This window comes from Roseiarcus fermentans (genome assembly GCF_003315135.1).
In the GTDB taxonomy this organism is placed as follows: Bacteria; Pseudomonadota; Alphaproteobacteria; order Rhizobiales; family Beijerinckiaceae; genus Roseiarcus; species Roseiarcus fermentans.
The window spans coordinates 13,205-36,995 of the sequence record NZ_QNRK01000018.1; the positions used below are offsets into that span (position 1 = coordinate 13,205).

Consider the following 23,791-nt stretch of genomic DNA (forward strand, 5'->3'; position numbering starts at 1 on the left):
AAACACTCCTCAGTGATAGTCGATAAGGTCGACGTCGGTCGCCTTGTCGCCCTCGAACCCGAAGACAATCCGCCAGTTCGCCCGGACCGTGACAGCCCAATGGCCTTTGAGGTCGCCCTTCAGCGGGTGCAAGCGAAACGACGGCTGGTTGAGGTGGCCGATCGCTCCCGCCGCCTCGAGAGCGGAGAGAACAAGCCGGATTTTCTCGACCAGGTCGGCGGCGACCTGCTGCGGTCGTCGTCTTCGAACAGGCGCTTCAAGCCCTTGTGTTTGAAGCTCGCGATCACGTCGCATCGTAACCTGTAACATGACACTTTACAAGCGGCGCCTGCGCTTCAGCGCCTATGGCGATCAAGCCGTTCCTCGGCTGCGGCCAGCTCGCCGTTATTTGGCGCCGGACGAGCGGGCTCCCGATCGGAAGCGTCGGAGAAGACGACGCAAGGTCCGGCAAGGCCGCGCATCTAGCCGACTCCGGCCTCGTGGAAAAAATCGTACACCAGCTTCGCTGTCGCCGCGTTCAGCCCCGGCGTTTTCTCCAGGTCCGACAAGCCCGCCCGCGCCACCGCCTTGGCGGAGCCGAAGGCGTGCAGGAGCGCGCGCTTGCGCGCCGGGCCGACGCCGGGAATTTCGTCGAGCGGGCTCTTGACGAAATCCTTCTTGCGCCTGGCGCGGTGCGTGCCGATGGCGAAGCGGTGCGCCTCGTCGCGCAGCCGCTGCACGAAGAACAGGGCGGGGTCGCGTGGGCTGAGCCGGAAAGGCTCGCGGCCTTCGACGAAAAAGGTCTCGCGCCCGGCGTTGCGGTCCGGCCCCTTGGCGATCGAGGCGAGCGCGACGCCCTCGACGCCGAGCGCGGCGAAGACTTCGCGCGCGGCTTCGAACTGGCCGCGCCCGCCGTCGATGATCGCGAGGTCGGGCGCGTCGGGGAAGGCGTCGTCCTGTAGCCGCGCTCGCTGAGCGCGGCCGCCGGGCCCGGCGGCGGGATCGGCCAGCGTCTCGCCGCGGTCAGCGACCGCGGCTACAGGGGCGACCGCGGCGACGGGGTCGCGCTCCGCCACCGCCGCCGCCTGCCGCTTCAGCCGCGAAAATCGCCGCGTCAGCACCTCGCGCATCATGGCGTAGTCGTCGCCCGGCGTCAGGTCGGCGCTCTTGATGTTGAAGGTGCGGTAGGCGGACTTCACAAAACCCTCCGGCCCCGCGACCACCATCGCCCCGATCGCGTTGGTCCCCATGATGTGGGAATTGTCGTAGATCTCGACCCGGCGCAGCGGCGTCGCGATCCCGAACGCCTGCGCCAGCGCGGCCATCAACCGTTCCTGGCTCGCGGTCTCGGCGAGCTTGCGCGACAGCGCCTCGCGGGCGTTGCGCATGGCGGCGTCGACGAGGTCGCGCTTCTCGCCCCGGCGCGGCACGCCGATGGCGATGCGATGGCCGGCGCGCGCGCTCAGCACCTCGCCGAGCGTCGCCGCGCTCGCGACCGGGTGGCTCAGCAGCACCAGCCGCGGCGCCGGCCGTTCGAGATAGAACTGCGCCAGAAAGGCGTCGAGCACCTCCTCCGGTCCGACCGCCCCGGCGCGGGGAAAATAGGCGCGGTTGCCCCAGTTCTGGTAGGTGCGGAAGAAGAACACCTCGACGCAATATTGCCCCGCCTCTTCGGTGACGGCGAACACGTCCGCCTCGGGGATCGTGCGCGGATTGACGCTCTGCTCGCCCTGGATCGCCGAGAGCGCCGAGATGCGGTCGCGCAGCCGCGCCGCCCGCTCGAACTCGAGCGCCGCCGAGGCCGCGCTCATCTCCTCGGCCAGCCGGTTGCGGATTGCGCGGCTGCGGCCGGACAGGAAGTCCTTCGCCTGCTTGACCAGCCCGGCGTAGTCGTCCGGCGAAATCTCGCCGGTGCACGGGGCCGAGCAGCGCTTGATCTGATGCAGCAGGCAGGGGCGGGTGCGGTTCTCGTAATAGCTGTCGGAGCAGGTGCGCAGCAGAAAGGCGCGCTGGAGCGCGTTCATGGTGCGGAACACCGCGCCGGCGCTGGCGAACGGCCCGTAATAGTCGCCGGGACTCGAGCGCGCCCCGCGGTGCTTGACCAGCCGCGCGGCCTCGTGGCCGGTGCAGATCAGGATGTACGGAAAGCTCTTGTCGTCACGCAGCACCACGTTGTAGCGCGGCTTGAGCTGCTTGATCAGGTTGGCCTCGAGCAGCAGCGCCTCGGCCTCGGACTCGGTGGTGACGAACACCATCGAGCGCGTCTGGGCGACCATGCGGGCGATGCGCGTCGACTGGCGCTCGGGGGTGGTGTAGGCGGCGACCCGCTTTTTGATGGAGCGCGCCTTGCCGACGTACAGCACCTCGCCCTCGCCGCCGATCATGCGGTAGACGCCGGGGCCGAGCGGCGCATGGCGCCAGAACGCCTTGATCGCCTCGGCGCCGCGCGCGAGGCTCGACGGCTCGGCCGGCGGCTCGTCGAGCGCGATGTCGAGGGGGGCCGTGTCGGCGCCGAGTTCCCGCTCGAGCGCGGCCTCGGCCCGGGCTTCGGCTTCGGGCGCCTCGCCCGGAGGGTAGTGCTTTGGCGCGCCGGTCATCACGCGCCTATCTAGGGCCGCCGCGAAGCGTTGGGAATAGTCGCGGACGCCGCCGGCGCGACCGGCGAGCGCGCTGCGCCCGCCGAGCGCGGCGACAGGAGCGCCTCGCCCGAAATCCAGCCTGGGCGCCGACCCGGCCCGTTAACCTCTTCCCATGCCCCCGGCTGGACCTCGGGCCCGTTTGGGGCTAGCTGTCGCCCCGTGTTAAGGCTTTGTTTACCAACGGGCTCGGCGAAGCGACGCAGGAGCGGGAGGTTTCCAGCGTGACCATCAGACGGGGCGGCGGGTTCGGACTGGCGCTTGCCGCGACGTTTGCCGCGCTCGCGCTCGGCGGCTGCGTGGAAGCCGCAGGCGATCTGGCGACCAGCCCGGACGACGCGCAGCAGTTCGCAAAGCGTCCCGACGCCGCGATGGGCTTCGCGACGGTGGCGATCATGTCGGTGGAGGGCGCGCCCGACGGGCTCGCCGGGCCGTTCGACGACAGCCTGAAAGCCGCCGCGGCGCAGGAGCAGATCGCGATCGCGCCCCCGACTTCGGCGAAATATCTCGTCCGCGGCTATCTCAGCGCCTCCGCCGTCAAGGACGGCGCGGCGGTGGACTTCGTCTGGGACGTCTTCACCCCCGACAAGCGCCGGGCGCAGCGGCTGACCGACACCATCGTCGTGCGCGGGTCAGGCGACGATCCGTGGGCGATGGTCAGCCCGGCGGCGCTCGACAGCATCGCGGCGAAGAGCGCGGACGACCTCGCCGCCTATCTGTCCAACACGCCGGAAGCCGCGCCCGGCGGAGCGCTCAGCTACGCGCAGTGAGCCGCCGTATCGCCCGGGAACGGCGGGCGAGGCTGGCCAATCGTCTTGAAAATGTCATGTTGTTTGCGACGGACGCGGCTGCTATGAGCCGCGTCGTCCGCGTCTATCGCAGCGCACAAGGCGGCCGAGGAGATTTGCCGTGGTCGGCAAGATGAAGGTTTTGGCCGGCAACTCCAACCCGTCTCTCGCCAATGCGATCGCCACCTATCTCGGCGAGCCCCTGACCGGGTGCCATGTCCGCCGCTTCGCCGACCTCGAGATCTTCGTCGAGATCCTCGAGAACGTCCGCGGCCGCGACGCGTTCATCATCCAGTCGACCTCCTATCCGGCCAACGACAATCTGATGGAGCTGCTGATCATGATCGACGCGCTGCGGCGCGCCTCGGCGCATCGCATCACGGCGGTCATCCCCTATTTCGGCTACGCCCGGCAGGACCGGAAGCCCGGCCCGCGCTCGCCGATCTCGGCCAAGCTCGTCGCCAACCTGATCACCCGCGCCGGCGCCGACCGGGTGCTGACGGTCGACCTGCACGCCGGCCAGATCCAGGGGTTTTTCGACATCCCGACCGACAATCTGTTCGCCGCGCCGACCATGGTGCGCGACATCCAGTCGCGCGGCGACGGCGGCAAGAACGTGATGGTGGTCTCGCCCGACGTCGGCGGCGTGGTGCGCGCGCGCGCGCTCGCCAAGCGCCTCGACGCGCCGCTCGCCATCGTCGACAAGCGGCGCGAGCGGGCGGGCGAGTCCGAGGTCATGAACATCATCGGCGACGTCAAGGGCCGCAATTGCGTGCTGCTCGACGACATCGTCGATTCGGGCGGCACGCTGTGCAACGCCGCCGACGCGCTGCTGGCGCAGGGCGCGGCGAGCGTGTCGGCCTACATCACCCACGGCGTGCTGTCGGGCGGCGCGGTCGCCCGGGTCGCCGCGTCCAAGCTCACCGAACTGGTGCTGACGGACACCATCGCCCCGACGGAAGCGGTGCGGGTGGCGCGCAACATCCGCGTGATTTCGATCGCGCCGCTGATCGGCGAGGCGATCGCCCGCATCGCCAAGGAAGAAAGCGTCTCGTCGCTGTTCAACTGAGCGGCGGGCCGCCGGCAAAAACCCCGCGATCGCCTTGCCCTCCGGGACTCCGCCGCATAGTCTTTTGGCGCGGGATCGGCGATGGGTCGCGCACTCGGCGGACGCGCGTTGACAAGTCCCGGCGGGTGGCGTTCTCCTGACCGATCGGTCAGTTTCGTGTGGGTCAGGGCGCTCGGCCGGATGTCCGGCCCGGCGCATTTCACCGGGAGATCTCTTCATGTTCCGTCGCAACACCATGCTCAGGACGGCGCTGCTTTGCGGCAGCCTGGTCGCGTCGGCGGCCGCGCTGGCCGCCGACGTCAAGCCGGCGGTCATTTACGACCTCGGTGGAAAATTCGACAAGTCGTTCAACGAAGGCGTGTTCAACGGCGCGACCCGTTTCACCAAGGAGACGGGCGTCGCCTTCCGCGATCTCGAGATCCAGAACGAAGCTCAGCGCGAGCAGGTCCTGCGCAAGTTCGCCAAGGACGGCTTCTCGCCGATCATGACCGTCGGCTTCGCCTGGGAGACCGCGCTGAAAAAGGTCGCGCCCGAGTTCCCGAACAGCAAGTTCGGCATCATCGACGATGTCGTCGACCTGCCCAATGTCCAGTCGATCGTGTTCAAGGAGCACGAGGGGTCGTTCGTCGTCGGCGTGATCGCCGCCGAGACGTCGAAGACCGGCAAGGTCGGCTTCGTCGGCGGCATGGACATTCCGCTGATCTCGAAATTCGAGTGCGGCTATGCGCAGGGCGTCAAATACGCCTCGGACGGCAAGGGCACGGTGTTCGCCAACATGACCGGAACGACCCCGGCGGCGTGGAACGATCCGGTCAAGGGCGGCGAACTCGCCAAATCGCAGATCGACCGCGGCGCCGACATCGTCTACGCCGCCGCCGGCTCGACCGGCCAGGGCGTGCTCAAGGCGGCCGCAGACGCCGGCAAGCTCTCCATCGGCGTCGACTCCGACCAGGACTACCTGTTCCCCGGCCACGTCCTGACCTCGATGCTCAAGCACGTCGACGTCGCGACCTACCAGTCCTTCCTCGACGCCAAGAACGGCACGTGGAAGGCCGGCGTCCAGGCGCTCGGCCTGAAGGAAGGCGGAGTCGATTACGCGCTCGACCAGTACAACGAGAAGCTGATCACGCCCGAGGTCAAGGCCAAGGCGGACGCCGCCAAGGCGGACATCATCGCCGGCAAGATCCAGGTTCACGACTACATGTCCGACAACAAGTGCCCGATGTGAGGCGCGGAGGCTGACGCATGGGAGGGCGCGCGTCTCGCGCGCCCGGCGGCGCGACGCCGCCCGTCCCGTCTCCCGGGGGCGACACGCTCGAGGATGAGGAAAAGCGCGTGACACATGCCGCCGGCGCAGTCCCTCCCGCGATCGAGCTGATCGGGATCAACAAGAGCTTCGGCCCGGTCCACGCCAACCGGAACGTAAACCTTCGCGTCGAGAAAGGCGTCATCCACGGCATCGTCGGCGAGAACGGCGCCGGCAAGTCGACGCTGATGTCGATCCTCTACGGCTTCTACGAGGCCGATTCCGGCGAGATCCGCATCAACGGCGAACGCGTGCGCATCCGCTCGTCGCGCGAGGCGATCGACTGCGGCATCGGCATGGTGTTCCAGCATTTCATGCTGGTGCAGACCTTGAGCGTGCTCGAGAACGTCATGCTGGGGGCCGAGGGCGGGGCGCTGCTCGCCCGCGGCGCGAGCGCCATCCGCAGGCGGCTCGCCGAGCTCGGCGCGGAATACGGCCTCGACGTCGACCCGGACGCGATCGCGGGCGAGCTGTCGGTCGGCCTGCAGCAGCGCGTGGAAATCCTCAAGGCGCTGGTGCGCGGCGCCGAGATCCTGGTGCTCGACGAGCCGACCGCGGTGCTCACCCCGGCCGAGGCCGATCAGCTGTTCCAGATGCTCAGGGTGCTGAAGGGCCAGAACAAGACGATCATCTTCATCACCCACAAGCTGCGCGAGATCATGAGCCTGACCGACCGCGTGTCGGTGATGCGCCGGGGCGAGATGGTTGCGACCTTCGACACGGGCCTGACCTCGCCGCCCGAACTCGCCGACGCGATGGTCGGGCGCAAGGTGATCCTCAGGATCGACAAGGGCCCGGCCCATCCCGGGGCGGTCGCGCTCGAAGCCCGCGACATCGTGGTGCGCGACGACCGCGGGGTGGTCCGGGTCGACCGCATCTCGTTCGCGCTGCGCGAAGGCGAGATTCTCGGCGTCGCGGGCGTCGCCGGCAACGGCCAGTCGGAGCTGCTCGAGGCGCTCGCGGGCATCCGCCCGCTGAGCGGCGGCGAGATCATGATCCACGGCCGGCCGCTTTCCGCCGCCGAGCGCAACCCGCACGACGAGCGGCTGATCGGCGTCGGCCACGTGCCGGAAGACCGCCACCGCATGGGTCTGGTCATGCCGTTCGAGGCGTGCGAGAGCGCGATGCTCGGCTTCCAGTACGAGCCGACCTACGGCCGGGGCCTGTTCTACGACCGCAAGGCGATCGTCAAGGACGCGGACCGGAAGATGGACGCGTTCGACGTCCGCCCGCGCGATCCCTTGCTCAAGACCGCCAATTTTTCCGGCGGCAACCAGCAGAAGCTGGTGCTGGCGCGCGAGATCGAGCGCAATCCGAGAATCCTGCTGGTCGGCCAGCCGACCCGCGGGGTCGACATCGGCGCGATCGAGTTCATCCACAAGCGCATCGTCGCCCAGCGCGACGCCGGCAAGGCGGTGCTGCTGGTTTCGGTCGAGCTCGACGAGATCCTCGCGCTCTCCGACCGGATCATCGTCCTGTGCGGCGGGCGCCTGACCGGCGAGCGCAGGCCCGACGAGACCGACGCCCGGGATCTCGGCCTGCTGATGGCCGGCGTCAGCGAGCGCGCGGCATGAGCGCGCCCCTCAAGCCCCTGCCGCAATGGGCCGACGTCGCGCTGATCCCGCTGGTCAACGTCGCCGCCGCCTTCCTGATCTCCGGTCTGGTCGTGCTGGCGATCGGCGAGAACCCGCTCGAGGCGGTGCAGATCCTGATCACCGGCGCGCTCGGCGACCTCGAGGGCGTCGGCTTCACCCTCTATTACGCGACGAGCTTCATCTTCACCGGCCTCGCGGTCGCGCTCTGCTTTCATGCCGGCCTGTTCAACATCGGGGTCGAGGGGCAGGCCTATATCGCCGGGCTGGGGGCGGCGCTGGCCGCGCTCCACCTCGGCTTCCTGCCCGGCTACGGGCTCGCCGTCGCCGCGATTGTCGCCGCCGCTGTGTTCGGCGCCGCCTTCGCCGCGATCCCGGGCTACCTGCAGGCCTACCGCGACAGCCACATCGTGATCACCACGATCATGTTCAACTACATCGCCTCGGCGATCATGGGCTACCTGCTGGTCAACGTGATGCGGGTGCCGGGCCAGATGAACGCCGAGACCGCGCAGTTTCCGCCGAACGCATGGGCGCCGCAGTTCCACGTGATCCTGGCCCATTTCGGCGTCCAGTGGCCGGTGACGCCGTTCAACCTGTCGTTCCTGCTGGCGCTGGCCGCGGCCTGGGTGGTGTGGCTCCTGATCTGGCGCACGCGGCTCGGCTACGAGATCCGCACCGTCGGCGCCAATCCGACCGCGGCGGTCTACGGCGGCATTTCGCCCAAGCGCGTCGTCATCGTTTCGACCCTGCTGTCGGGCGCGCTCGCCGGCGGCATGGCGGTCAACGTCATCCTCGGCGAGGAGCACCGTCTCATTCTCGAATACACCGCGGGCTTCGGCTTCGTCGGCATCGCGGTGGCGCTGATGGGACGCGCCCATCCGGTCGGCATCATTCTCGCCGCGATCCTGTTCGGCATGCTGTACCAGGGCGGGGCCGAACTCGCCTTCGACAAGCCGAAGATCAGCCGCGACATGATCGTGGTCATCCAGGGCCTGGTGGTGCTGTTCGCCGGCGCGCTCGAGCACATGTTCCGCCGCCCGGTGGCGACGCTGCTCGCGCGCCGCACGACCCAGCCGCCGATCTGAAGGGCCCGCACGCGATGGAATGGTTCGACGCGTTCATCGTCGTGTTCGCCTCCGGGATGCGGCTCGCCATTCCGCTCATTCTCGCCTGTGTCGCGGGGCTGTGGTCGGAGCGGTCGGGGGTCGTCGACATCGGCCTCGAAGGCAAGATCCTGGTCGGCGCCTTCGCGTCCGCCGCCGGCGCGTTCTTCAGCGGCAGCGCCTGGGTCGGGCTCGCGGTCGGCGTCGCCGCGACCGTCCTGTTCTCGCTCATCCACGGCTACGCCTCGATCGACCAGCGCGCCAACCAGATCGTCTCGGGCACGGCGATCAACATGGTCGCCGACGGCCTCACCGCGCTGCTCGGCAACGCGATCTGGCAACAGGGCGGCCGCACGCCGCAACTGCCGCCCGAGGCCCAGTTCCGCGCCATCGCCTGGCCGTTCGAGCCCGAGATCGCCAGGATCCCGATCCTCGGGCCGATCTACGACCGGCTGATCTCCGGCAACGACATCATCACCTATGTCGCCTTCCTGATCGTGCCGCTGACCTGGTGGGCGCTCTACCGCACCCGGTTCGGGCTGCGCCTGCGCGCGGTCGGCGAGAACCCGGCCGCCGTCGACACGGCCGGCATATCGGTGCGCGCGCTGCGCTACAGCGCGGTCGTCATCTGCGGCGTTCTGGTCGGGCTCGCGGGCGTCTATCTGGCGCTGGCGCAGACGGGCTATTTCCAGCCGCACATGTCGGCGGGCCGCGGCTTCATTGCGCTCGCCGCGCTGGTGTTCGCCAAGTGGCGGCCGTGGCCGGCGCTCGCCACCTGCCTCTTGTTCGGCTTCCTCGACGCGGTCGCGATCCGGATGCAGGGGATGGAGCTGCCGGTGATCGGCCCGGTGCCGGTGCAGGCGATCGAGGCGCTGCCCTACGTCCTGACCGTCGTCTTGCTCGCCGGCTTCATCGGCAAGGCGATCCCGCCGCGCGCCTCGGGAATTCCCTATGTCAAGGAACGCTGACCCCCTCGAGATCCTGTTCGCCGCGGCGAAGGCCGCCCAGGCGAACGCCCACGCGCCTTATTCGAACTTCCGCGTCGGGGCGGCGCTGCGCACTCCGGAGGGGGCCCTTTTCTGCGGCGGCAACGTCGAGAACGCGGCCTATCCCGAGGGCTGGTGCGCCGAGACCAGCGCCATCGCCGCCATGGCGGCGGCGGGGGCGCGAAAAATCGCGGAAATCTGCGTGATCGGCGACGGCGAGGCGCTGTGCACCCCGTGCGGCGGCTGCCGCCAGCGCATCCGCGAATTCGCCGACGACCGGACGATCGTCCATGTCGCCGGCCCGGAGGGGGTGCGCGCAACCTTCCGCCTGTCGGCGCTGCTGCCGGAGTCGTTCGGGCCGGGGCATTTGCGGCCATGACGGCTGGTTTTGACATTATACAAGATATCTATATATTCTCGCCGTGAAGAAGGTCGTTCTCCTGAAAGCGGCGGCGACAGCGCTCCGCAAGCACCAGAACATAGCTCCACGCATTCGGGAGAAAATCGCCGAGTATGCAGTAAATCCAGACCGCCTCGCCAATCTTGTGACTGTATTGCGGGGTTCCCCGCTAAAAAAGCTACGGGTCGGCGACTTTCGTGTGTTGTTCGAGGAGACGGCGACGGAGATCATCGTCTCGAAAATCGGGCCGCGGGGCTCGATCTACGATTGAAGGGTTTGCCAGGACCATGACCGCAAAGCTCATCACCACGCCCGGTGGCGAGAAGCTCGCCATCCTTCCGGCCGACGAATTCGAAGATCTCTGCGATCAGTTGGCGCACGCGACCGCCATGGCCGACTATCGGTCCGGGCGTGAAGAAGGCTTGACACTCGAAGAGGTGGACGCGCTGCTCGCCGCCCCGACGCCCCTGGCGTTCTGGCGCGCGAAACGCGGGCTCACCCAGGCCGCTCTCGCCAAGGCGGCCGGGACGACGCAGCCGCATATCGCCGACCTGGAATCGGGTAAGCACGGCGGATCGCTCGAGCTCATGGCGCGCATCGCCAAAGCCCTCGCGGTCAAGATCGACGACCTCGCGTCCGCCGGATGATTGCCGCGCCGCGGTCGGCGCCCGTCACAGCCAAAAATCCCCCGCCAGCACGTCCTCGATCGTCCACGGGCAGGTCTCGGGCACGCACAGAAGGCCAGTCTCGTCGAGCGCCCTCAGGCGGGCCCTGGCGTATGCCTTCGTCAGGCATTCGGCCGGATAGGCCCGCAACGAAGGGTTGTCCTCCAGCAGGTCTTCGATCTGGTCGCGCGCCTCCCGGATCGAGCCGCGCCAGCTTCCGCATCGCAACTCGGGCTGGTGTCGCCATTTCAGGAGATGAACGAGAAGGACTTTCAGACGGGAGCGAATCTCGCTGCGCTGGCTGGTTCCCAAGGACTCGATTTCCTCCGCCAGATTGTCCCAGTCGAGCGAATTCGGCGCTCGCCGCCGCAGCGCGTCGGCCTGCTCCTTCGTCCATTCGTAGAGGTCGGATTGGTAGCTCATGGCCCCGAGTGTAGCCCGTCGACGAGCGCCGGCAAGGTCTTCGCAGGCCGAGCCTCGGCGCGTTCGCCGCCGCAAGCGCTCGCGTCCTTGACTTCGGCCGCCCTTCGCGCTCCGCTCTCGCCCTGAAATGGCCGCTTCGCGCGCGGTGCGTGGCGCGAGTGGTCGATCGAATCGACGACCCGCGGGCGGGCGCATTCCGCCGCTACCAGCGTTATACAGGGCGAGCACCCAAGGAGCGCCGCATGGACCAGGACATCGGAGGCGCGATCGTCGCCTTGAAGAAGCACGGCCTCGACAGCCTGCCGCCGCTCGGCATCGTGCTCGGTTCCGGCCTCGGGTCGTTCGCCGACGAGGCGGCCGAGGCGATCGCGGTCGGTTACGCCGAGTTGCCCGGCTTTCCGGTGCCCAGCGTCGAGGGCCACGCGGGCCGACTCGTGGTTGGGGCGATCGAGGGTCGGCGGGTGGCGCTGTTTCAGGGCCGCGGCCATTATTACGAGCGCGGCGACGCGAGCGCGATGCGGGTCGCGATCGATGCGTTCAAGAACCTCGGCGGCGCGACCCTCTTGCTCACCAACGCCGCCGGCGGCCTTCGTTCAGAATGGAAGCCGCCGGCGTTGGTCGCGGTCACCGACCACATCAATTTTTCCGGAACCAATCCGCTGATCGGCCACGCCGGCGGCGACCGCTTCGTGCCGCTGACCCGCGCCTACGACCCGGAGTTGATCCGGACGCTGCGCCGCGCCGCGGGCGAAGCGGACGTCGCCCTGCACGAGGGCGTCTACATGTGGTTCTCCGGGCCGAGCTTCGAGACCCCGGCCGAGATCCGCGCCGCGCAGATCCTCGGCGCCGACCTCGTCGGCATGTCGACGGTTCCCGAGGTCATCCTGGCGCGGCGCGCGGGCCTTCGGGTCGGCGCGGTTTCGGTGGTCACCAACTACGCCGCAGGCCTTTCCGGCGGCGACCCGAGCCACGACGAGACCCAGGAATACGCCCGGCTCGCGGCGGACCAGTTCAAGCGCCTGCTGCGCGCCTTCGTCCGCCAGGCGGCGTGAGGCTTCGTCGATGCGGCGCACGGCCCTTACCCTGCCGCTTCGCGGCTGTCCCTCTCCCGGTGGGAGAGGGTGTCCCTTCCCCCTCGCGGGGAAGGCGGCGCGACCCCCGGATCAAGTTCGGGGGCCGGAGGAGGGGTCGCCGCGCAAACCCTATCGTTGCGAGCTCCCATGATCCTCCCCCAGGAAATCATCCGCTTGAAGCGCGACGGCCACGCGCTTTCGGCCGCCGAGATCGGCGCCTTCATCGCCGGCCTGACCAGCGGCGACGTCACCGAGGGCCAGGCGGCCGCCTTCGCCATGGCGGTGTTCTTCCGCGGCATGACGATGACCGAGCGCGTGGCGCTGACCGAAGCGATGACGCTGTCGGGGACGACGATCGACTGGCGCGCGCCCGACCTGCCCGGCCCCGTGCTCGACAAGCATTCGACCGGCGGCGTCGGCGACAACGTGTCGCTGATGCTGGCGCCGATGCTCGCCGCCTGCGGCGGCTTCGTGCCGATGATCTCGGGCCGCGGCCTCGGCCACACCGGCGGCACCCTCGACAAGCTCGATGCGATTCCCGGCTACGACACCAAGCCGGACCTGTTGCGGTTCAAGCAGGTGGTGCGCGACGTCGGCTGCGCGATCATCGGCCAGACCGAGACGCTGGCGCCGGCCGATCGGCGCCTCTACGCCATTCGCGACGTCACCGCGACGGTCGAGTCCGTCGCCCTCATCACCGCCTCGATCCTGTCGAAAAAGCTCGCGGCCGGGCTCGAGGGCCTGGTGATGGACGTGAAAACCGGCTCGGGCGCGTTCATGACCTCGCTCGAGGCGTCGCGCGAGCTCGCCGAAAGCATCGCGACGGTCGCCGCCGGCGCCGGCCTGCCGACGGTGTCGCTGATCACCGACATGAACGAGCCGCTCGCCAGCGCCGCCGGCAACGCGGTCGAGGTGCAGAACGCGGTCGATTTCCTGACCGGAAAGCGCCGCGACCCGCGCCTTCTCCGGGTGACGCTGGCGCTCGGCGCCGAGTGTCTCCATCTCGCCGGCCTCGCGCGCTCGCCGGCCGAGGGCGAGACGGTTTTGCGCGCGGCGCTCGATTCCGGAAAGGCGGCGGAAATCTTCGAGCGCATGGTCGCCGCCCTCGGCGGTCCCGCCGACTTTCTCGGCCGCTCCGCCGCCCTCCTGCCGCGCGCCGGCCTCGTGGTCGAAGCGCGGCCCGAGCGGAGCGGGATCGTCGCGAGCGTCGACGTGCGCGCGCTCGGCCTCGCGGTAGTCGAACTCGGCGGCGGCCGGGCGCGCGCCTCCGACGCGATCGATCCGTCCGTCGGCCTGACCGACCTCGCCGCCCTCGGCGACGCGGTCGGCGCCGACCGGCCGCTCGCGATCGTGCATGCGCGCGACCCGCTCTCGGCGGAAGCCGTCGTCAGCCGGCTGCGCGAAGCCTATCGCCTCGGCAACGTCGCGCCGCCGTCCGCCGACCCGGTGGTCGAGCGCATCGTTGCGCAGCCGTAGCGCGACGGGATCGCGTTCAGCCCTTCGCCGGCCGCGCCAGCGGGGCGAAGGCGGCGGCGACGGCCTCGTAGACCGGGCGCTTGAACGGCACCACCACGTCGGGCAGGGCGCCGAACCGCTCCCAGCGCCAGTCGTCGAACTCCGCCCCGTGAAGGCCGTCGGCCGGACGATGCACGTCGATCTCGGACTCGGACCCGACGAAGCGGAACAAGAACCACTTCTGCGTCTGCCCGCGGTAGCGCCCGGCCCATTTGCCGCGCGCCTCCTCGGGAAGGTCGTAGCTGTGCCAGTCCGGCAGTTCGGCGATCAGTTCGACCGAGCGGACGTTGGTCTCTTCCCACAGCTCGCGTCGGGCGGCGGCCAGCGGCGATTCGCCCTCGTCGATGCCGCCCTGCGGCATCTGCCAGGCGCGCGCATCGAGAGGCTCGCCGCCGCGCCGGCGCTTGCGGTGTCCGACGAACACCTCCCCCTCCCAATTGATCAAGGCGATTCCGACGCAGGGGCGATAGGGAAGATCGTTATTCATGACAACCGGATGACGGTGGACCGCGACCGACCATAGCGAAAGCGCCGCTCGCGCGCGAGCCGTCGTAACACGGCTCTCCCCGTCGCCATGCGAAAAGTTCTTCACGTTTTTCAGAATACATGGTAGTCTTTGTTTTCAACGGCAGAATGAGCGAAGTCCTTGAGATCCATCGTTGCGGAAACGCATGTTGACGGGCGTACGAGCCGCGGGCTCGGCGTGGAACGCGAGGGCGCGCGTCCCGCGCGCCCGGACGGCGGCGCGCCGCCTCTCCCCGGGCGCGCCCTGTCGCCCTCGCGCACGCCTCCGGCGGCGAACGTCGCATCCCAAGCCGGTCTCGCCCTCTCCCTCAGGGAGAGGGACAGCCGGGCGAAGCCCGGCAGGGTGAGGGTCCGGAACGCCGACAGTCGGCGTGGCGCCCCCTCACCTGGCCGCTTCGCGGCCTGTCCTCTCCCTGAGGGAGAGGGATTGCCCACTGCCTCCCCCGGCCTTGAAGTGACAATTGGACGTAACTCCCAAGCCCGGCGTACGAGCGGCGGTCACGGCGCCCAATGGGAGCGGCGGCGTCTCGCCGCCGGGGTGCGCGAGACGCGCACCCTCCCAGGGCGCGCCCTGTCCGGCTCCTCGAGGACAGCCACCTTGGTAGTTACAATTGGACGTAACTCCCAAGCCGGCAGCGAACAGCGCCGTCATCGCGAGCGAAGCGAAGCGATCCAGGGCCGCTGGGCTGCTGTTGCGCCCTCTGATCGTCCCGCCGCCCTTCGTTGCGAGCAGAAGACGGAGCGATTTTTTCCGCAGGAGGCAAGCGGCGGCATGGGTTGCTTCGTCGCTTCGCTCCTCGCAATGACGGGGTTGGGAGTAACAATTGGACGTAACTCCCAAGCCGGTGGCCAACAGCGCCGTCATCGCGAGCGAAGCGAAGCGATCCAGGGCCGCTGGGCTGCTGTCGCGCCCTCTGGTCGTCCAGCCGCCCTTGGTTGCGAGCAGAAGACGGAGCGATTTTTTCCGCAGGAAGCAAGCGGCGGCATGGGTTGCTTCGTCGCTTTGCTCCTCGCAATGACGGGGTTGGAAGTTACAATTGGACGTAACTCCCAAGCCGGTGGCCAACAGCGCCGTCATCGCGAGCGAAGCGAAGCGATCCAGGGCCGCTGGGCCGCTGTTGCGCCCTCTGATCGTCCCGCCGCCCTTCGTTGCGAGCAGAAGACGGAGCGATTTTTTCCGCAGGAGGCAAGCGGCGGCATGGGTTGCTTCGTCGCTTCGCTCCTCGCAATGACGGGGTTGGGAGTAACAATTGGACAGGTTTGGGCGCCCAACGCCTTGATATCCCACAGCCGGCGCCAAGCGAGCGCAGCCCGTTCGCGGCCCGCCCGGGCGGCCGGCGGGTCGGGCGCCGGGCGATGAGCGAAAACCTCCTGACCGACGTCGCCGGCGTGCGCGTCGGGTCGGCCGACGACGCCCGGCTCGGCTCGGGGGTGACGGCGGTGATCTTCGACGAGCCGGCGGTCGCCTCGATCGCGGTCCACGGCGGCGCGCCGGCGTCGCGCGACACCGAACTGCTCGCGCCGCACATGACGGTCGAGCGGGTGGACGCCTTCGTCCTGTCGGGCGGGTCGGCGTTCGGCCTCGACGCGGCCGGCGGCGTCATGGCCCATCTGCTCGAGATCGGGCGCGGCCACAGGGTCGGCGCGGCGCGCGTGCCGATCGTCCCGGGCGCGAGCCTGTTCGACCTCCTCAACGGCGGCGACAAGCGGTGGGACCGGACGAGGCCGGTCTACTGGGAGCTCGGACGCCGGGCGGCGCTCGCGGCCGACAGGCGCTTCGCCCTCGGAACCGTCGGCGCAGGCTTCGGCGCCACCACGTTCGACCTCAAGGGCGGCCTCGGCTCGGCGAGCGCGCTCACCTCGCGCGGCTATCGCGTGGCCGCTCTCGTCGCCTGCAACGCCGTCGGTCGCGCGACCCGGGGCGCGAGCCGCTGGTTCTGGGCGGCGCCGTTCGAGCGGGAGGCCGAGTTCGGCGGGCTTGGAACCGGGACCCGCGACGAACCGCTGGTGTTCGCGATGAAGAACGGCGACCCGGCCAACACCAATCTCGCGGTCGTCGTCACCGACGCGCCGATGACCAAGGTCCAGGTCAAGCGGCTCGCCGTCATGGCGCAGGACGGGCTTGCGCTGTCGCTGCGTCCGGCGCACGCCCCGACCGACGGCGACACCGTGTTCGCCGCGGCCACCGGACGGGTCGGTCGGGCGCCCGACCTCGTCGACCTGACCGAGATCGGCATGCTCGCGGCCGAATGCGTGGCCCGCTCGGTCGCTCGCGGCGTCTACGAGGCGACGCCGCTCGCCGTGGAGGGCGCACAGCCGAGCTGGCGGCAGCTTTACGGGCATGGGACCGGCGGCGTCTCGCCGCCCGGAGCGCGGGACGCGCTCCCTCCCGAGGGCGCCGGACGATGAGGCGGCGTCTCGCCCTATTGCCCGCCGACCACCGCGATGCGCAGGTTGTTGGTGAGGCCCGAGGTGCCGAACGGCACGCCGGCGACGACGATGATCCGTTCGCCGGCGCCGGCGAAGCCCTCGATATAGGCGTAGCGGCAGGCGCGCTCGGCCATGTCGCGCTCGTCGCGCGCGTCGTCGGTGACGATCGGATGAAGGCCCCAGACGACCGCCAGCCGTCGCGCCACCTCCTCGTTGGGCGTCAGCGCCAGGATCGCCGAGCGCGGCCGCTCGCGGGCGATCCTGAGGCCGGTCGATCCGGAGTTGGTCCAGGCGCAGATCACCTTGAGCCCGAGCGTCTCGGCGACGTCGCGCGCCGCCTCGGCGATGGCGTCGGCCCCGGTCTGCTCGGGAGAGGCGCGCTGCGCCTCGATGATCGAGGGATAGATGCCCTCCGATTCGACCGCGATCGCGATCTTGTTCATCGTTGCGACCGCCTCGCGCGGATATTGCCCGGCGGCGCTCTCGGCGGACAGCATGATCGCGTCGGCGCCCTCGAACACCGCGGTTGCGACGTCCGACACCTCGGCCCGGGTCGGCACCGGCGAGGTGATCATCGATTCCAGCATCTGCGTCGCCACCACCACGGGCTTGCCGAGCCTGCGGGCGTAGCGGGTCAGCGTCTTCTGGATGCCGGGCACGCGCTCGAGCGGCATCTCGACCCCGAGGTCGCCGCGCGCCACCATGAACGCGTCCGAGACCTCCATGATCTCGTCCATCCGCGCCACCGCCTGCGGCTTCTCGATCTTGGCCATGACCAGCGCCCGGCCGCGGGCGATCGCCTTGACCTCGATCACGTCCTCCGGCCGCTGGACGAACGACAGCGCGATCCAGTCGATGTTCTCCTCGAGCGCGGCGGCGAGGTCGGCGCGGTCCTTGGGGGTCAGGGCCGATGTCGGGATCGTGGTGTCGGGCAGGCTCACGCCCTTCTTGTTCGACACCCGGCCCGGCACCTCGACCACGGTGGTCGCGCGCGCGGGCTCCGCCTCGACCACCCGCAGGAGCACCTTGCCGTCGTCGATCAGGATGCGGTGGCCCGGCGCGAGCGAACTCAGGATCTCGGGATGGGGCAACTGAACCCGGGACGCGTCGCCCGGCGTCGTGTCGGCGTCGAGCACGAACCCCTCGCCCTTGTGCAGGTCGACGCCGCCCTCGGCGAACAGGCCGAGCCGCAGCTTCGGCCCCTGCAGATCGACGAGAATGCCGATCGGCCGGCCCTTCTCCTCCTCGATCGAGCGGATCATCGCCACCCGCTCGCGCATCGCGTCGTGGGACGCGTGGCTCATGTTGATGCGAAAGACGTCGGCGCCGGCGTCGAACAGGGCCGAGACGGTCTGCCGGTCGGCGGAGGCCGGACCAAGGGTCGCGATGATCTTCACGCGTCGGCGGCGGCTGGACTGCAAGGGACGTCTCCTCGGGATCGGGCAGGGTGTCTGGGGCGGATTCTGGCGCCCCACCGGCTCGTTATGATGACGGGGTCAGGGCGTCGAGGGGGTAGCCTGGTCGGTCAGCTGGACCGTCCAGTTCTTCGCGTCCTTGCCGGTGTCGACTTCGAAGAAGCCGGTGCGGTCGAAGCCCCGCACGAAGCAATCCTGCCGGCCCAAGATCTTGAATTCGCGGTCCGAGGTGCACATGAACGCCTTGCCCTTCCACTCGCCGCCGCGCTCGTCCATCGCATAGACGTAGTAATATTGCGCGGCCAACGCCCCGCGCAGCAAGGTCACGCAGTCCAGCGACTTCAGATTCCACCAGCCCTCGCTTACCCACCCCTGGCCGTCGGTATAGGCGAGCGCGACGCTGACCCGGCTGCCGGTGTTGTTGCACATGCGCAGATCCGCGAGGGCCGGACCGGCGCCGAGCAGCGCGACGGCCAGCGCGGAAAAGGACAGGGCATTGCTGAGTCTCGCCAAATCGGTCTCGCGCTTCGGGCGGCCATATTCGCCGCGCGCCTGCCGCTGTCAACTCGCCCCGGCGGTCGAAGCGCCAGTCCGGCCGGACCGAACGGATCAGCCTGGTTCCGTCTCGCGCTGGACCGGCGTCCCATGCTCGCGCCGACTTCGGCGTTCGCGGTTCGAAGATGGCGCTGTCTGCGGCGCCGGCTCGACGGACCGGGTCGAATCGACGATGATCGCCGCATGACTCGTCTTGCTCTCGTCTCTCTGGCGGTTGTGGCTGCGACTGCGGCGGCGCCGGCGCGCGCCGACTTTGCCTCCTGCGTCGCCGCGCTGCGGGCGGACGCCGCCCACGCCGGCATCTCCTCCGGCACGATCGACCAGGCGTTCTCCGGCCTCGAGCCGGACATGAAGGTGCTCGACCTCCAGAAGGTGCAGCCCGAGTTCAAGACGCCGATCTGGGACTATGTCGACGGCCTCGTCGACGAGGAGCGGGTCGCCGACGGCAAGGCGGCGATGGCGCGCGAGGCGCGCGCGCTCGCCCACGCCGAGCAGGCCTATGGCGTGAGCCGATACATGCTGGCGGCGATCTGGGGCGTCGAGTCGAATTTCGGCACGGAGATGGGCGGGCGCCCGCTCGTGAAGTCGCTCTCGACGCTCGCCTGCTTCGGCGAGCGCGCCGGCTACTTCCGCTCGGAGCTGATGGCGACCCTGAAGATCATCGACCGCGGCGACATCCCGGCGGAAAAGCTCGCCGGCTCCTGGGCGGGCGCGTTCGGGCAGACCCAGTTCATGCCCTCGAGCTATCTCAGGCTGGCTGCGCCCGGGTCGGACGGGGGCCGCGACATTGTCGATTCCGCTGACGACGCGCTCGCCTCGACAGCGCACTATTTCGTCAAGTCCGGCTGGCGCTCCGGCGTTCCGTGGGGTTTCGAGGTCAGGCTGCCGCCCGGGTACGCCGGCCCTTCGGGGCGCAAGGCGAAGCAGCCGATGTCCGCCTGGGCGGCGCGCGGGATTGCCCGGGTGGACGGGCGGCCGCTCGGGGAGGGCGAGGCCGGGCTCCTGCTGCCCGCCGGCGCCGACGGGCCTGCCTTCCTGGTCACGCGCAACTTCGACGTCGTCTATTCCTACAACGCCGCCGAATCCTATTCGCTCGCCGCCTGCGTGCTGGCCGACCGGCTCGCCGGCGGGGCCGGCATCGTCACTCCCTGGCCGACCGACGATCCGGGACTGTCGCGGGTCGAGCGGCGCGAATTGCAGACCCTGCTGGCGCGGCGCGGCTACGACGTCGGCCAGCCCGACGGCGCGATCGGCAACAAGACCAAGGAAGCGATCGCCGACTTCCAGGGGAAGGTCGGGCTGCCGGTCAACGGCCGGGCGTCGCAGAAGGTGCTTCAGGCCCTGCGCCAGTAGACTGGCCGCCGACCGCCAGCCCGCGCCCGGCCAGGAATTCGCCGACCGCCGCGAGCCACGTCGCGTCGGCCTGCTCCTGGGTCGCGCCGCGCGCCTTCAGCGCCGCCTTGGCCACGAGCAGCGAGTGGTCGGCGCCCTCGACCACGCACAGCCGGGACTCCGCGACCATGCGCTTGCGTACGCCGTCGAGACAGTCCAGCGGGCAGAGGGCGTCGCGCGTCCCCTGGACGAACATCGCCGGCGTCCTGAGTTCCACCAGGACCTGATCGCGCAATCTCGAGCGGTCGCCGGCGCCGCAGAGCGGGTAGCCGAGACAGATCACGGCTTCGACTGGCTCGATCAGGGCGACGTGGCAGCCGACCCGCCCGCCCATGCTCTTGCCGACCAGAACGATCGGTCCGGCGTGGCGCTCCCTCAGCCCTGCCAGCGCCGCCCGATGCGCCGCGATCAGCTTGGGCAGCGGGTCCGGCCGCCTCCTCCCCTCCCGCATGTAGGGGTAGTCGAAGGCGACCACGGGCCCTAGGGCGGCGATGAGGCGCGCGAAGGTCAGCATGCGCGGATGCGATGACGGCGCGCCGGCGCCGGGGGCGAGCAGAAAGGCGACGGCGCGATCGGCCATGGCTGGAAAGCCTCGGTTCCCGGCGGGGCGCCGGCGCGCCGGGCGGCGCCTTCGCCCCTCGTGACCCTAGCAGAGCCGCCCCGCCGGCGCCCTCGTCTCGAACGTCGGGTCTTCGGCCTGGGCCGTCGGTTTCGCCGCATTTCTGCTCGCCGACAAGCCCATGGTCGTGCGCAGGACCGGCCCGGTTGAACAAGACCGAGCATTGGCGAGGCCCATCGATGCGGCCGACAATCTTGTCGAGCGGGTCGTGGGGCGAGCGGCGAGGGCGGCGGGTCCTGCCGCCAAATCCACGCAGGCTTAACAGAGGTCAAGGCGCCCCGGCCGGCCGCTGGCTATCGACGCTCGCGAGACCGCGGCGGATCGCGGACATGAGTTTGGGAGAGCGAGCATGAGACCGGGGTCATTTGGTTCGGGAGTGGCCGTCGTCGCGATGCTCGCGGCCGGGGCGGCGCTCGGCGCTTCGCGCGAGGCGAATCGCGCCGATCCGATCGTCGGCGAGGAAACGGCGGTTCTGACCGACGCGCCCAATGTGCCGCCGCCGATTCATCGCAATCACGCGACCAGGGTCGTCGTCCACCTCGAGGTGAAGGAGGTCGAAGGCCAACTCGCCGACGGCGTGCGCTACGTCTTCTGGACCTTCGGCGGCCGCGTGCCGGGCAAGTTCATCCGTATCCGCGAGGGCGACGAGGTCGAGTTCCACCTCGACAACCATCCCGACAACAAGAACCCCCACAACATCGACCTGCACGCGGTCAATGGCCCCGGAGGCGGCGCGGCGGCCTCGCTCACGGCGCCGGGACACAGCTCGGTGTTTTCGTTCAAGGCGCTCAATCCCGGCCTCTTCGTCTATCACTGCGCGACCGCGCCGGTGGCGATGCACGTCGGCAACGGCATGTACGGCATGATCCTGGTCGAGCCGAAGGAGGGCCTGTCCAAGGTCGATCACGAATATTACCTGATGCAGAGCGACTTCTATACGCAGGGCAAGAACGGCGAGAAAGGCCTTCAGCCATTCAGCATGGAGAAGGTGATCGACGAAAAGCCGGAATACATCGTGTTCAACGGCGCGGTCGGCTCGACCACCGGCGACAAGGCGCTGACCGCCAAGGTCGGCGATACGGTGCGCCTGTTCGTCGGCGACGGCGGCCCGAACGTCGTCTCGTCGTTCCACGCGATCGGGCAGATCTTCGACACCGTCTATCCCGAAGGCGCCATGAGCGCGCCGACCCATAACGTGCAGACGACGACGGTGCCAGCCGGCGGGGCGGCGATCGCCGAATTCAGGATGAGCGTGCCCGGCACCTTCATTCTGGTCGACCATTCGCTCGAACGCGCGTTCAACCGGGGCGCGCTGGCGCAGCTCAAGGTCACCGGGCCCGAGGACAAGCTCGTCTATTCCGGCAAGCAGTTCGACCTCGTCTACCAGCCCGAGGGCGCGGGGGCGCGCGCCGCGACGGGGGAACGGCAGGTCGTCCTCGCGCCGGCCGCCCGGAGCAAGGAGGAGCGGATCAAGCTCGGCGCGGAGGTGTTCGCCAACAATTGTCAGGCCTGCCATCAGCAGGATGGGCAGGGCGTGCCGGACGCTTTCCCGCCGCTGGCCGGGTCGGACTACCTGAACGGCGACAAGATTCGGGCGATCAAGACCGTGACCGGCGGCCTCGAACAGCCGCTGACCGTCAATGGCAAGGGCTTCAACGGCGTCATGCCGGCCTGGACGCTGTCCGACGAGGACATCGCCAACGTGCTGACCTTCGTCTACTCGAAGTGGGACAATTCCGGGCAGGAGGTGACGCCGCAGGAGGTCAAGCTCCACCGGGTGACGGCCGGCGCCAAGGAGACCAAGGAGTAATGGGCGCCGCCGCCGTCTTCGTCGTCGCGATCCTCGCGGTCGCTTCGCCGGCCGCAGCCGCGGCCGGGGCGGAGCGCGGCGGCCTCGTTACGATCCCGCCCGGCCTCTACACGCCGTTCCAGCGGGTGAAGGCAGCCAACTCGGGGGAAACAGAGGCGCAGGCCCCCGAGGCGATCGCCGCCTTCGCGATGGATCGGGCGCCGGTGACCAACGCCGAATATCTCGGCTTCGTCACCGCGCATCCCGAGTGGCGCAAATCTTGGACCAAGACGCTGTTCGCCGATGGCCGCTACCTCGGGCGCTGGCCGGCCGACCTCGATTTCGGCCACGCCGAGGCGGGTGATCGGCCTGTGACCGACGTGTCGTGGTTCGCGGCGCGGGCCTATTGCAAGACGCGCGGCCTGGACCTGCCGACGACCGCGCAATGGGAATATGCGCTCGCCGACGCCGGCCGCGACGAAGCGCGCGTTCGCGCCCGCTCGCTCGAATGGTTTTCCCGACCGAACGGCGCGGGCCCCGGAGCAATCGGAGGTCCGGTCAACGGTTACGGCGTCGGGAATCTGATCGGGCTGGTCTGGGAATGGACCGAGGATTTCAACGCCTATGCGATAACCGCCGAATCGCGTGACCCCAACGGCAACGACAGCGCCGCGGTCTGCGGCGGCGCGGCGGCCGGGATCGCCGACGCGTCCGACTACCCGGCCTTCATGCGCGCCTCGATGCGGGCGAGCCTGAAGGCGAACTACACCGCCGACATGCTCGGCTTTCGCTGCGCCGGAGGCGCTCCATGACTCGGTCGAGGGCGCTGAAAGTCATGCAGGCATTTGCCGCGGTCGCGGCGCTCGCGCTCGGCGCCGCCGCAGCGGGTCCGGGCGGCTGGCCCGGATCGTCGCTCTACAATCTCGAATCCCGCTGGACTGACCAGGACGGCGGGAGCGTGGCGCTCGACGCCTTCGCCGGCGCGCCGGTCGTCGTCGCCATGGGCTACACGACCTGCAGAGACATCTGCCCGGCGATCGTCGCCGACATGATGTGGGTTGAAAGGCATCTGCCGCCCGGCGCCACGTCGCGCGTCCGCTTCGCCTTCTTCAGCTTCGATTCCGAGGCCGACACGCCCGAGCGGCTGAAACTCTACGCCGAAAGCCACGGGCTCGATCCGCGCCGGTGGACGCTGCTCCGGGCCGACGACAGCGCGGCGCGCGAACTCGCCGCCGCGCTCGACGTGCCCTGGCGTCCCAACGATCGCAACGGCTTCGACCATGCCGCCGTGCTGACCCTGCTCGACGGCAAGGGCGAGATCGCCTTTCAGCAGCGCGGGACGCAGGCGTCCTCGGACGAACTGCTGGGGCGGCTGAAGGGCTTGATCGCGAAGGGCGAATAGCGGTCGCTTGCAAGTCGCTCCGCCGGATCGGCGCGTCCGTCGCCAGGCGGTCGGCCTCGAGCCGCTCGCGCAAAAGGTCCCGGATCGCCTCCGACCGGTCGGCGTAAGCCTTCCGCCCGAGACAGA

General features: G+C 69.5%; 23 protein-coding genes. 16 read left to right on the plus strand and 7 right to left on the minus strand.

Annotated elements, in window-relative coordinates; translation table 11 throughout:
- Positions 1-9: 9 nt before the first annotated feature.
- Positions 10-309, minus strand: a complete 300-nt coding sequence (locus DFR50_RS33605) for a type II toxin-antitoxin system RelE/ParE family toxin (protein WP_425376077.1) — start codon at positions 307-309, stop codon at positions 10-12.
- Positions 310-461: 152 nt separating this feature from the next.
- On the minus strand, positions 462-2,576 hold the full coding sequence (uvrC, locus tag DFR50_RS16400; protein WP_113890361.1) for an excinuclease ABC subunit UvrC: 2,115 nt from the start codon (positions 2,574-2,576) through the stop codon (positions 462-464).
- Between the two features lie 263 nt (positions 2,577-2,839).
- On the opposite strand from uvrC, the gene DFR50_RS16405 reads away from it, so the two are divergent.
- The 9 genes from DFR50_RS16405 to DFR50_RS16445 all read left to right on the plus strand — a co-directional run bounded on the left by DFR50_RS16405 (position 2,840) and on the right by DFR50_RS16445 (position 10,509).
- The gene (locus DFR50_RS16405) at positions 2,840-3,385 is read left to right on the plus strand and encodes a hypothetical protein (protein ID WP_147262785.1); all 546 of its coding nucleotides are present in this window, start codon (positions 2,840-2,842) and stop codon (positions 3,383-3,385) included.
- 151 nt (positions 3,386-3,536) lie between these two features.
- On the plus strand, positions 3,537-4,472 hold the full coding sequence (locus DFR50_RS16410) for a ribose-phosphate pyrophosphokinase (protein WP_113890458.1): 936 nt from the start codon (positions 3,537-3,539) through the stop codon (positions 4,470-4,472).
- Positions 4,473-4,707: 235 nt separating this feature from the next.
- Positions 4,708-5,700: a BMP family lipoprotein gene (locus tag DFR50_RS16415; protein ID WP_113890459.1), complete on the plus strand. Its 993-nt coding sequence runs from the start codon at positions 4,708-4,710 to the stop codon at positions 5,698-5,700.
- Positions 5,701-5,807: 107 nt separating this feature from the next.
- Entirely contained in the window at positions 5,808-7,352 is a 1,545-nt protein-coding gene (locus DFR50_RS16420) for an ABC transporter ATP-binding protein (protein ID WP_245427855.1), read from the plus strand.
- The gene (locus tag DFR50_RS16425) at positions 7,349-8,458 is read left to right on the plus strand and encodes an ABC transporter permease (RefSeq protein ID WP_113890364.1); all 1,110 of its coding nucleotides are present in this window, start codon (positions 7,349-7,351) and stop codon (positions 8,456-8,458) included. Before DFR50_RS16420 ends, DFR50_RS16425 begins: the two co-directional genes overlap by 4 nt.
- 14 nt (positions 8,459-8,472) lie before the next feature.
- A complete protein-coding gene (locus DFR50_RS16430; protein ID WP_113890365.1) occupies positions 8,473-9,444 on the plus strand; it encodes an ABC transporter permease in 972 nt (323 codons plus the stop codon).
- Entirely contained in the window at positions 9,428-9,841 is a 414-nt protein-coding gene (cdd, locus tag DFR50_RS16435) for a cytidine deaminase (protein WP_113890366.1), read from the plus strand. Before DFR50_RS16430 ends, cdd begins: the two co-directional genes overlap by 17 nt.
- 43 nt (positions 9,842-9,884) lie before the next feature.
- Positions 9,885-10,133: a type II toxin-antitoxin system RelE family toxin gene (locus DFR50_RS16440; protein WP_113890367.1), complete on the plus strand. Its 249-nt coding sequence runs from the start codon at positions 9,885-9,887 to the stop codon at positions 10,131-10,133.
- A 16-nt stretch (positions 10,134-10,149) separates the two neighbouring features.
- Positions 10,150-10,509: a helix-turn-helix transcriptional regulator gene (locus tag DFR50_RS16445; protein ID WP_113890368.1), complete on the plus strand. Its 360-nt coding sequence runs from the start codon at positions 10,150-10,152 to the stop codon at positions 10,507-10,509.
- 24 nt (positions 10,510-10,533) lie between these two features.
- On the opposite strand, the gene DFR50_RS16450 is transcribed toward DFR50_RS16445, so the two are convergent.
- Positions 10,534-10,950: a DUF29 domain-containing protein gene (locus DFR50_RS16450; protein ID WP_113890369.1), complete on the minus strand. Its 417-nt coding sequence runs from the start codon at positions 10,948-10,950 to the stop codon at positions 10,534-10,536.
- A 242-nt stretch (positions 10,951-11,192) separates the two neighbouring features.
- On the opposite strand from DFR50_RS16450, the gene DFR50_RS16455 reads away from it, so the two are divergent.
- Entirely contained in the window at positions 11,193-12,002 is an 810-nt protein-coding gene (locus DFR50_RS16455) for a purine-nucleoside phosphorylase (protein WP_113890370.1), read from the plus strand.
- Between the two features lie 168 nt (positions 12,003-12,170).
- A complete protein-coding gene (deoA, locus tag DFR50_RS16460; RefSeq protein ID WP_113890371.1) occupies positions 12,171-13,499 on the plus strand; it encodes a thymidine phosphorylase in 1,329 nt (442 codons plus the stop codon).
- Between the two features lie 16 nt (positions 13,500-13,515).
- Here deoA and DFR50_RS16465 read toward each other — a convergent pair whose 3' ends face one another.
- On the minus strand, positions 13,516-14,025 hold the full coding sequence (locus DFR50_RS16465) for an RNA pyrophosphohydrolase (protein ID WP_113890372.1): 510 nt from the start codon (positions 14,023-14,025) through the stop codon (positions 13,516-13,518).
- 1,394 nt (positions 14,026-15,419) lie between these two features.
- Here DFR50_RS16465 and DFR50_RS16470 point away from each other — a divergent pair.
- A complete protein-coding gene (locus DFR50_RS16470; protein ID WP_113890373.1) occupies positions 15,420-16,472 on the plus strand; it encodes a P1 family peptidase in 1,053 nt (350 codons plus the stop codon).
- 14 nt (positions 16,473-16,486) lie between these two features.
- On the opposite strand, the gene pyk is transcribed toward DFR50_RS16470, so the two are convergent.
- Together pyk and DFR50_RS16480 are read right to left on the minus strand one after the other, a co-directional pair.
- Entirely contained in the window at positions 16,487-17,914 is a 1,428-nt protein-coding gene (gene pyk, locus DFR50_RS16475) for a pyruvate kinase (RefSeq protein WP_113890374.1), read from the minus strand.
- Between the two features lie 75 nt (positions 17,915-17,989).
- Complete coding sequence (locus DFR50_RS16480; protein WP_113890375.1) at positions 17,990-18,421, minus strand: DUF1036 domain-containing protein; 432 nt, start codon at positions 18,419-18,421, stop codon at positions 17,990-17,992.
- Between the two features lie 225 nt (positions 18,422-18,646).
- On the opposite strand from DFR50_RS16480, the gene DFR50_RS16490 reads away from it, so the two are divergent.
- Positions 18,647-19,816, plus strand: coding sequence for a lytic murein transglycosylase (locus tag DFR50_RS16490; protein ID WP_113890377.1), 1,170 nt, complete (start codon positions 18,647-18,649; stop codon positions 19,814-19,816).
- On the opposite strand, the gene DFR50_RS16495 is transcribed toward DFR50_RS16490, so the two are convergent.
- Positions 19,770-20,435 (minus strand): alpha/beta hydrolase family protein, encoded by a 666-nt coding sequence (locus tag DFR50_RS16495; protein WP_113890378.1) that lies wholly within the window; start codon positions 20,433-20,435, stop codon positions 19,770-19,772. The genes DFR50_RS16490 and DFR50_RS16495 overlap by 47 nt on opposite strands.
- A gap of 388 nt (positions 20,436-20,823) precedes the next feature.
- Here DFR50_RS16495 and nirK point away from each other — a divergent pair, with 388 nt between their 5' ends.
- From nirK to DFR50_RS16510, 3 genes are read left to right on the plus strand one after another with little or no spacing between them, the layout of a single operon-like run.
- Positions 20,824-22,284: a copper-containing nitrite reductase gene (gene nirK, locus DFR50_RS16500; RefSeq protein WP_113890379.1), complete on the plus strand. Its 1,461-nt coding sequence runs from the start codon at positions 20,824-20,826 to the stop codon at positions 22,282-22,284.
- A complete protein-coding gene (locus DFR50_RS16505; RefSeq protein WP_113890380.1) occupies positions 22,284-23,075 on the plus strand; it encodes a formylglycine-generating enzyme family protein in 792 nt (263 codons plus the stop codon). The genes nirK and DFR50_RS16505 overlap by 1 nt, the downstream gene beginning before the upstream one ends.
- On the plus strand, positions 23,072-23,665 hold the full coding sequence (locus DFR50_RS16510; protein WP_113890381.1) for an SCO family protein: 594 nt from the start codon (positions 23,072-23,074) through the stop codon (positions 23,663-23,665). The genes DFR50_RS16505 and DFR50_RS16510 overlap by 4 nt, the downstream gene beginning before the upstream one ends.
- The last annotated feature ends 126 nt before the right edge of the window (positions 23,666-23,791 follow it).

Coding starts and splice junctions, on each gene's coding strand:
- DFR50_RS33605 (WP_425376077.1), bottom strand. CDS start 309: ATGTTACAGGTTACGATGCGACGTGATCGCGAGCTTCAAACACAAGGG.
- uvrC (WP_113890361.1), bottom strand. CDS start 2,576: ATGACCGGCGCGCCAAAGCACTACCCTCCGGGCGAGGCGCCCGAAGCC.
- DFR50_RS16410 (WP_113890458.1), top strand. CDS start 3,537: ATGAAGGTTTTGGCCGGCAACTCCAACCCGTCTCTCGCCAATGCGATC.
- DFR50_RS16415 (WP_113890459.1), top strand. CDS start 4,708: ATGCTCAGGACGGCGCTGCTTTGCGGCAGCCTGGTCGCGTCGGCGGCC.
- DFR50_RS16425 (WP_113890364.1), top strand. CDS start 7,349: ATGAGCGCGCCCCTCAAGCCCCTGCCGCAATGGGCCGACGTCGCGCTG.
- DFR50_RS16430 (WP_113890365.1), top strand. CDS start 8,473: ATGGAATGGTTCGACGCGTTCATCGTCGTGTTCGCCTCCGGGATGCGG.
- cdd (WP_113890366.1), top strand. CDS start 9,428: ATGTCAAGGAACGCTGACCCCCTCGAGATCCTGTTCGCCGCGGCGAAG.
- DFR50_RS16445 (WP_113890368.1), top strand. CDS start 10,150: ATGACCGCAAAGCTCATCACCACGCCCGGTGGCGAGAAGCTCGCCATC.
- DFR50_RS16450 (WP_113890369.1), bottom strand. CDS start 10,950: ATGAGCTACCAATCCGACCTCTACGAATGGACGAAGGAGCAGGCCGAC.
- DFR50_RS16455 (WP_113890370.1), top strand. CDS start 11,193: ATGGACCAGGACATCGGAGGCGCGATCGTCGCCTTGAAGAAGCACGGC.
- deoA (WP_113890371.1), top strand. CDS start 12,171: ATGATCCTCCCCCAGGAAATCATCCGCTTGAAGCGCGACGGCCACGCG.
- DFR50_RS16465 (WP_113890372.1), bottom strand. CDS start 14,025: ATGAATAACGATCTTCCCTATCGCCCCTGCGTCGGAATCGCCTTGATC.
- DFR50_RS16470 (WP_113890373.1), top strand. CDS start 15,420: ATGAGCGAAAACCTCCTGACCGACGTCGCCGGCGTGCGCGTCGGGTCG.
- DFR50_RS16490 (WP_113890377.1), top strand. CDS start 18,647: ATGACTCGTCTTGCTCTCGTCTCTCTGGCGGTTGTGGCTGCGACTGCG.
- DFR50_RS16495 (WP_113890378.1), bottom strand. CDS start 20,435: ATGGCCGATCGCGCCGTCGCCTTTCTGCTCGCCCCCGGCGCCGGCGCG.
- nirK (WP_113890379.1), top strand. CDS start 20,824: ATGAGACCGGGGTCATTTGGTTCGGGAGTGGCCGTCGTCGCGATGCTC.
- DFR50_RS16505 (WP_113890380.1), top strand. CDS start 22,284: ATGGGCGCCGCCGCCGTCTTCGTCGTCGCGATCCTCGCGGTCGCTTCG.
- DFR50_RS16510 (WP_113890381.1), top strand. CDS start 23,072: ATGACTCGGTCGAGGGCGCTGAAAGTCATGCAGGCATTTGCCGCGGTC.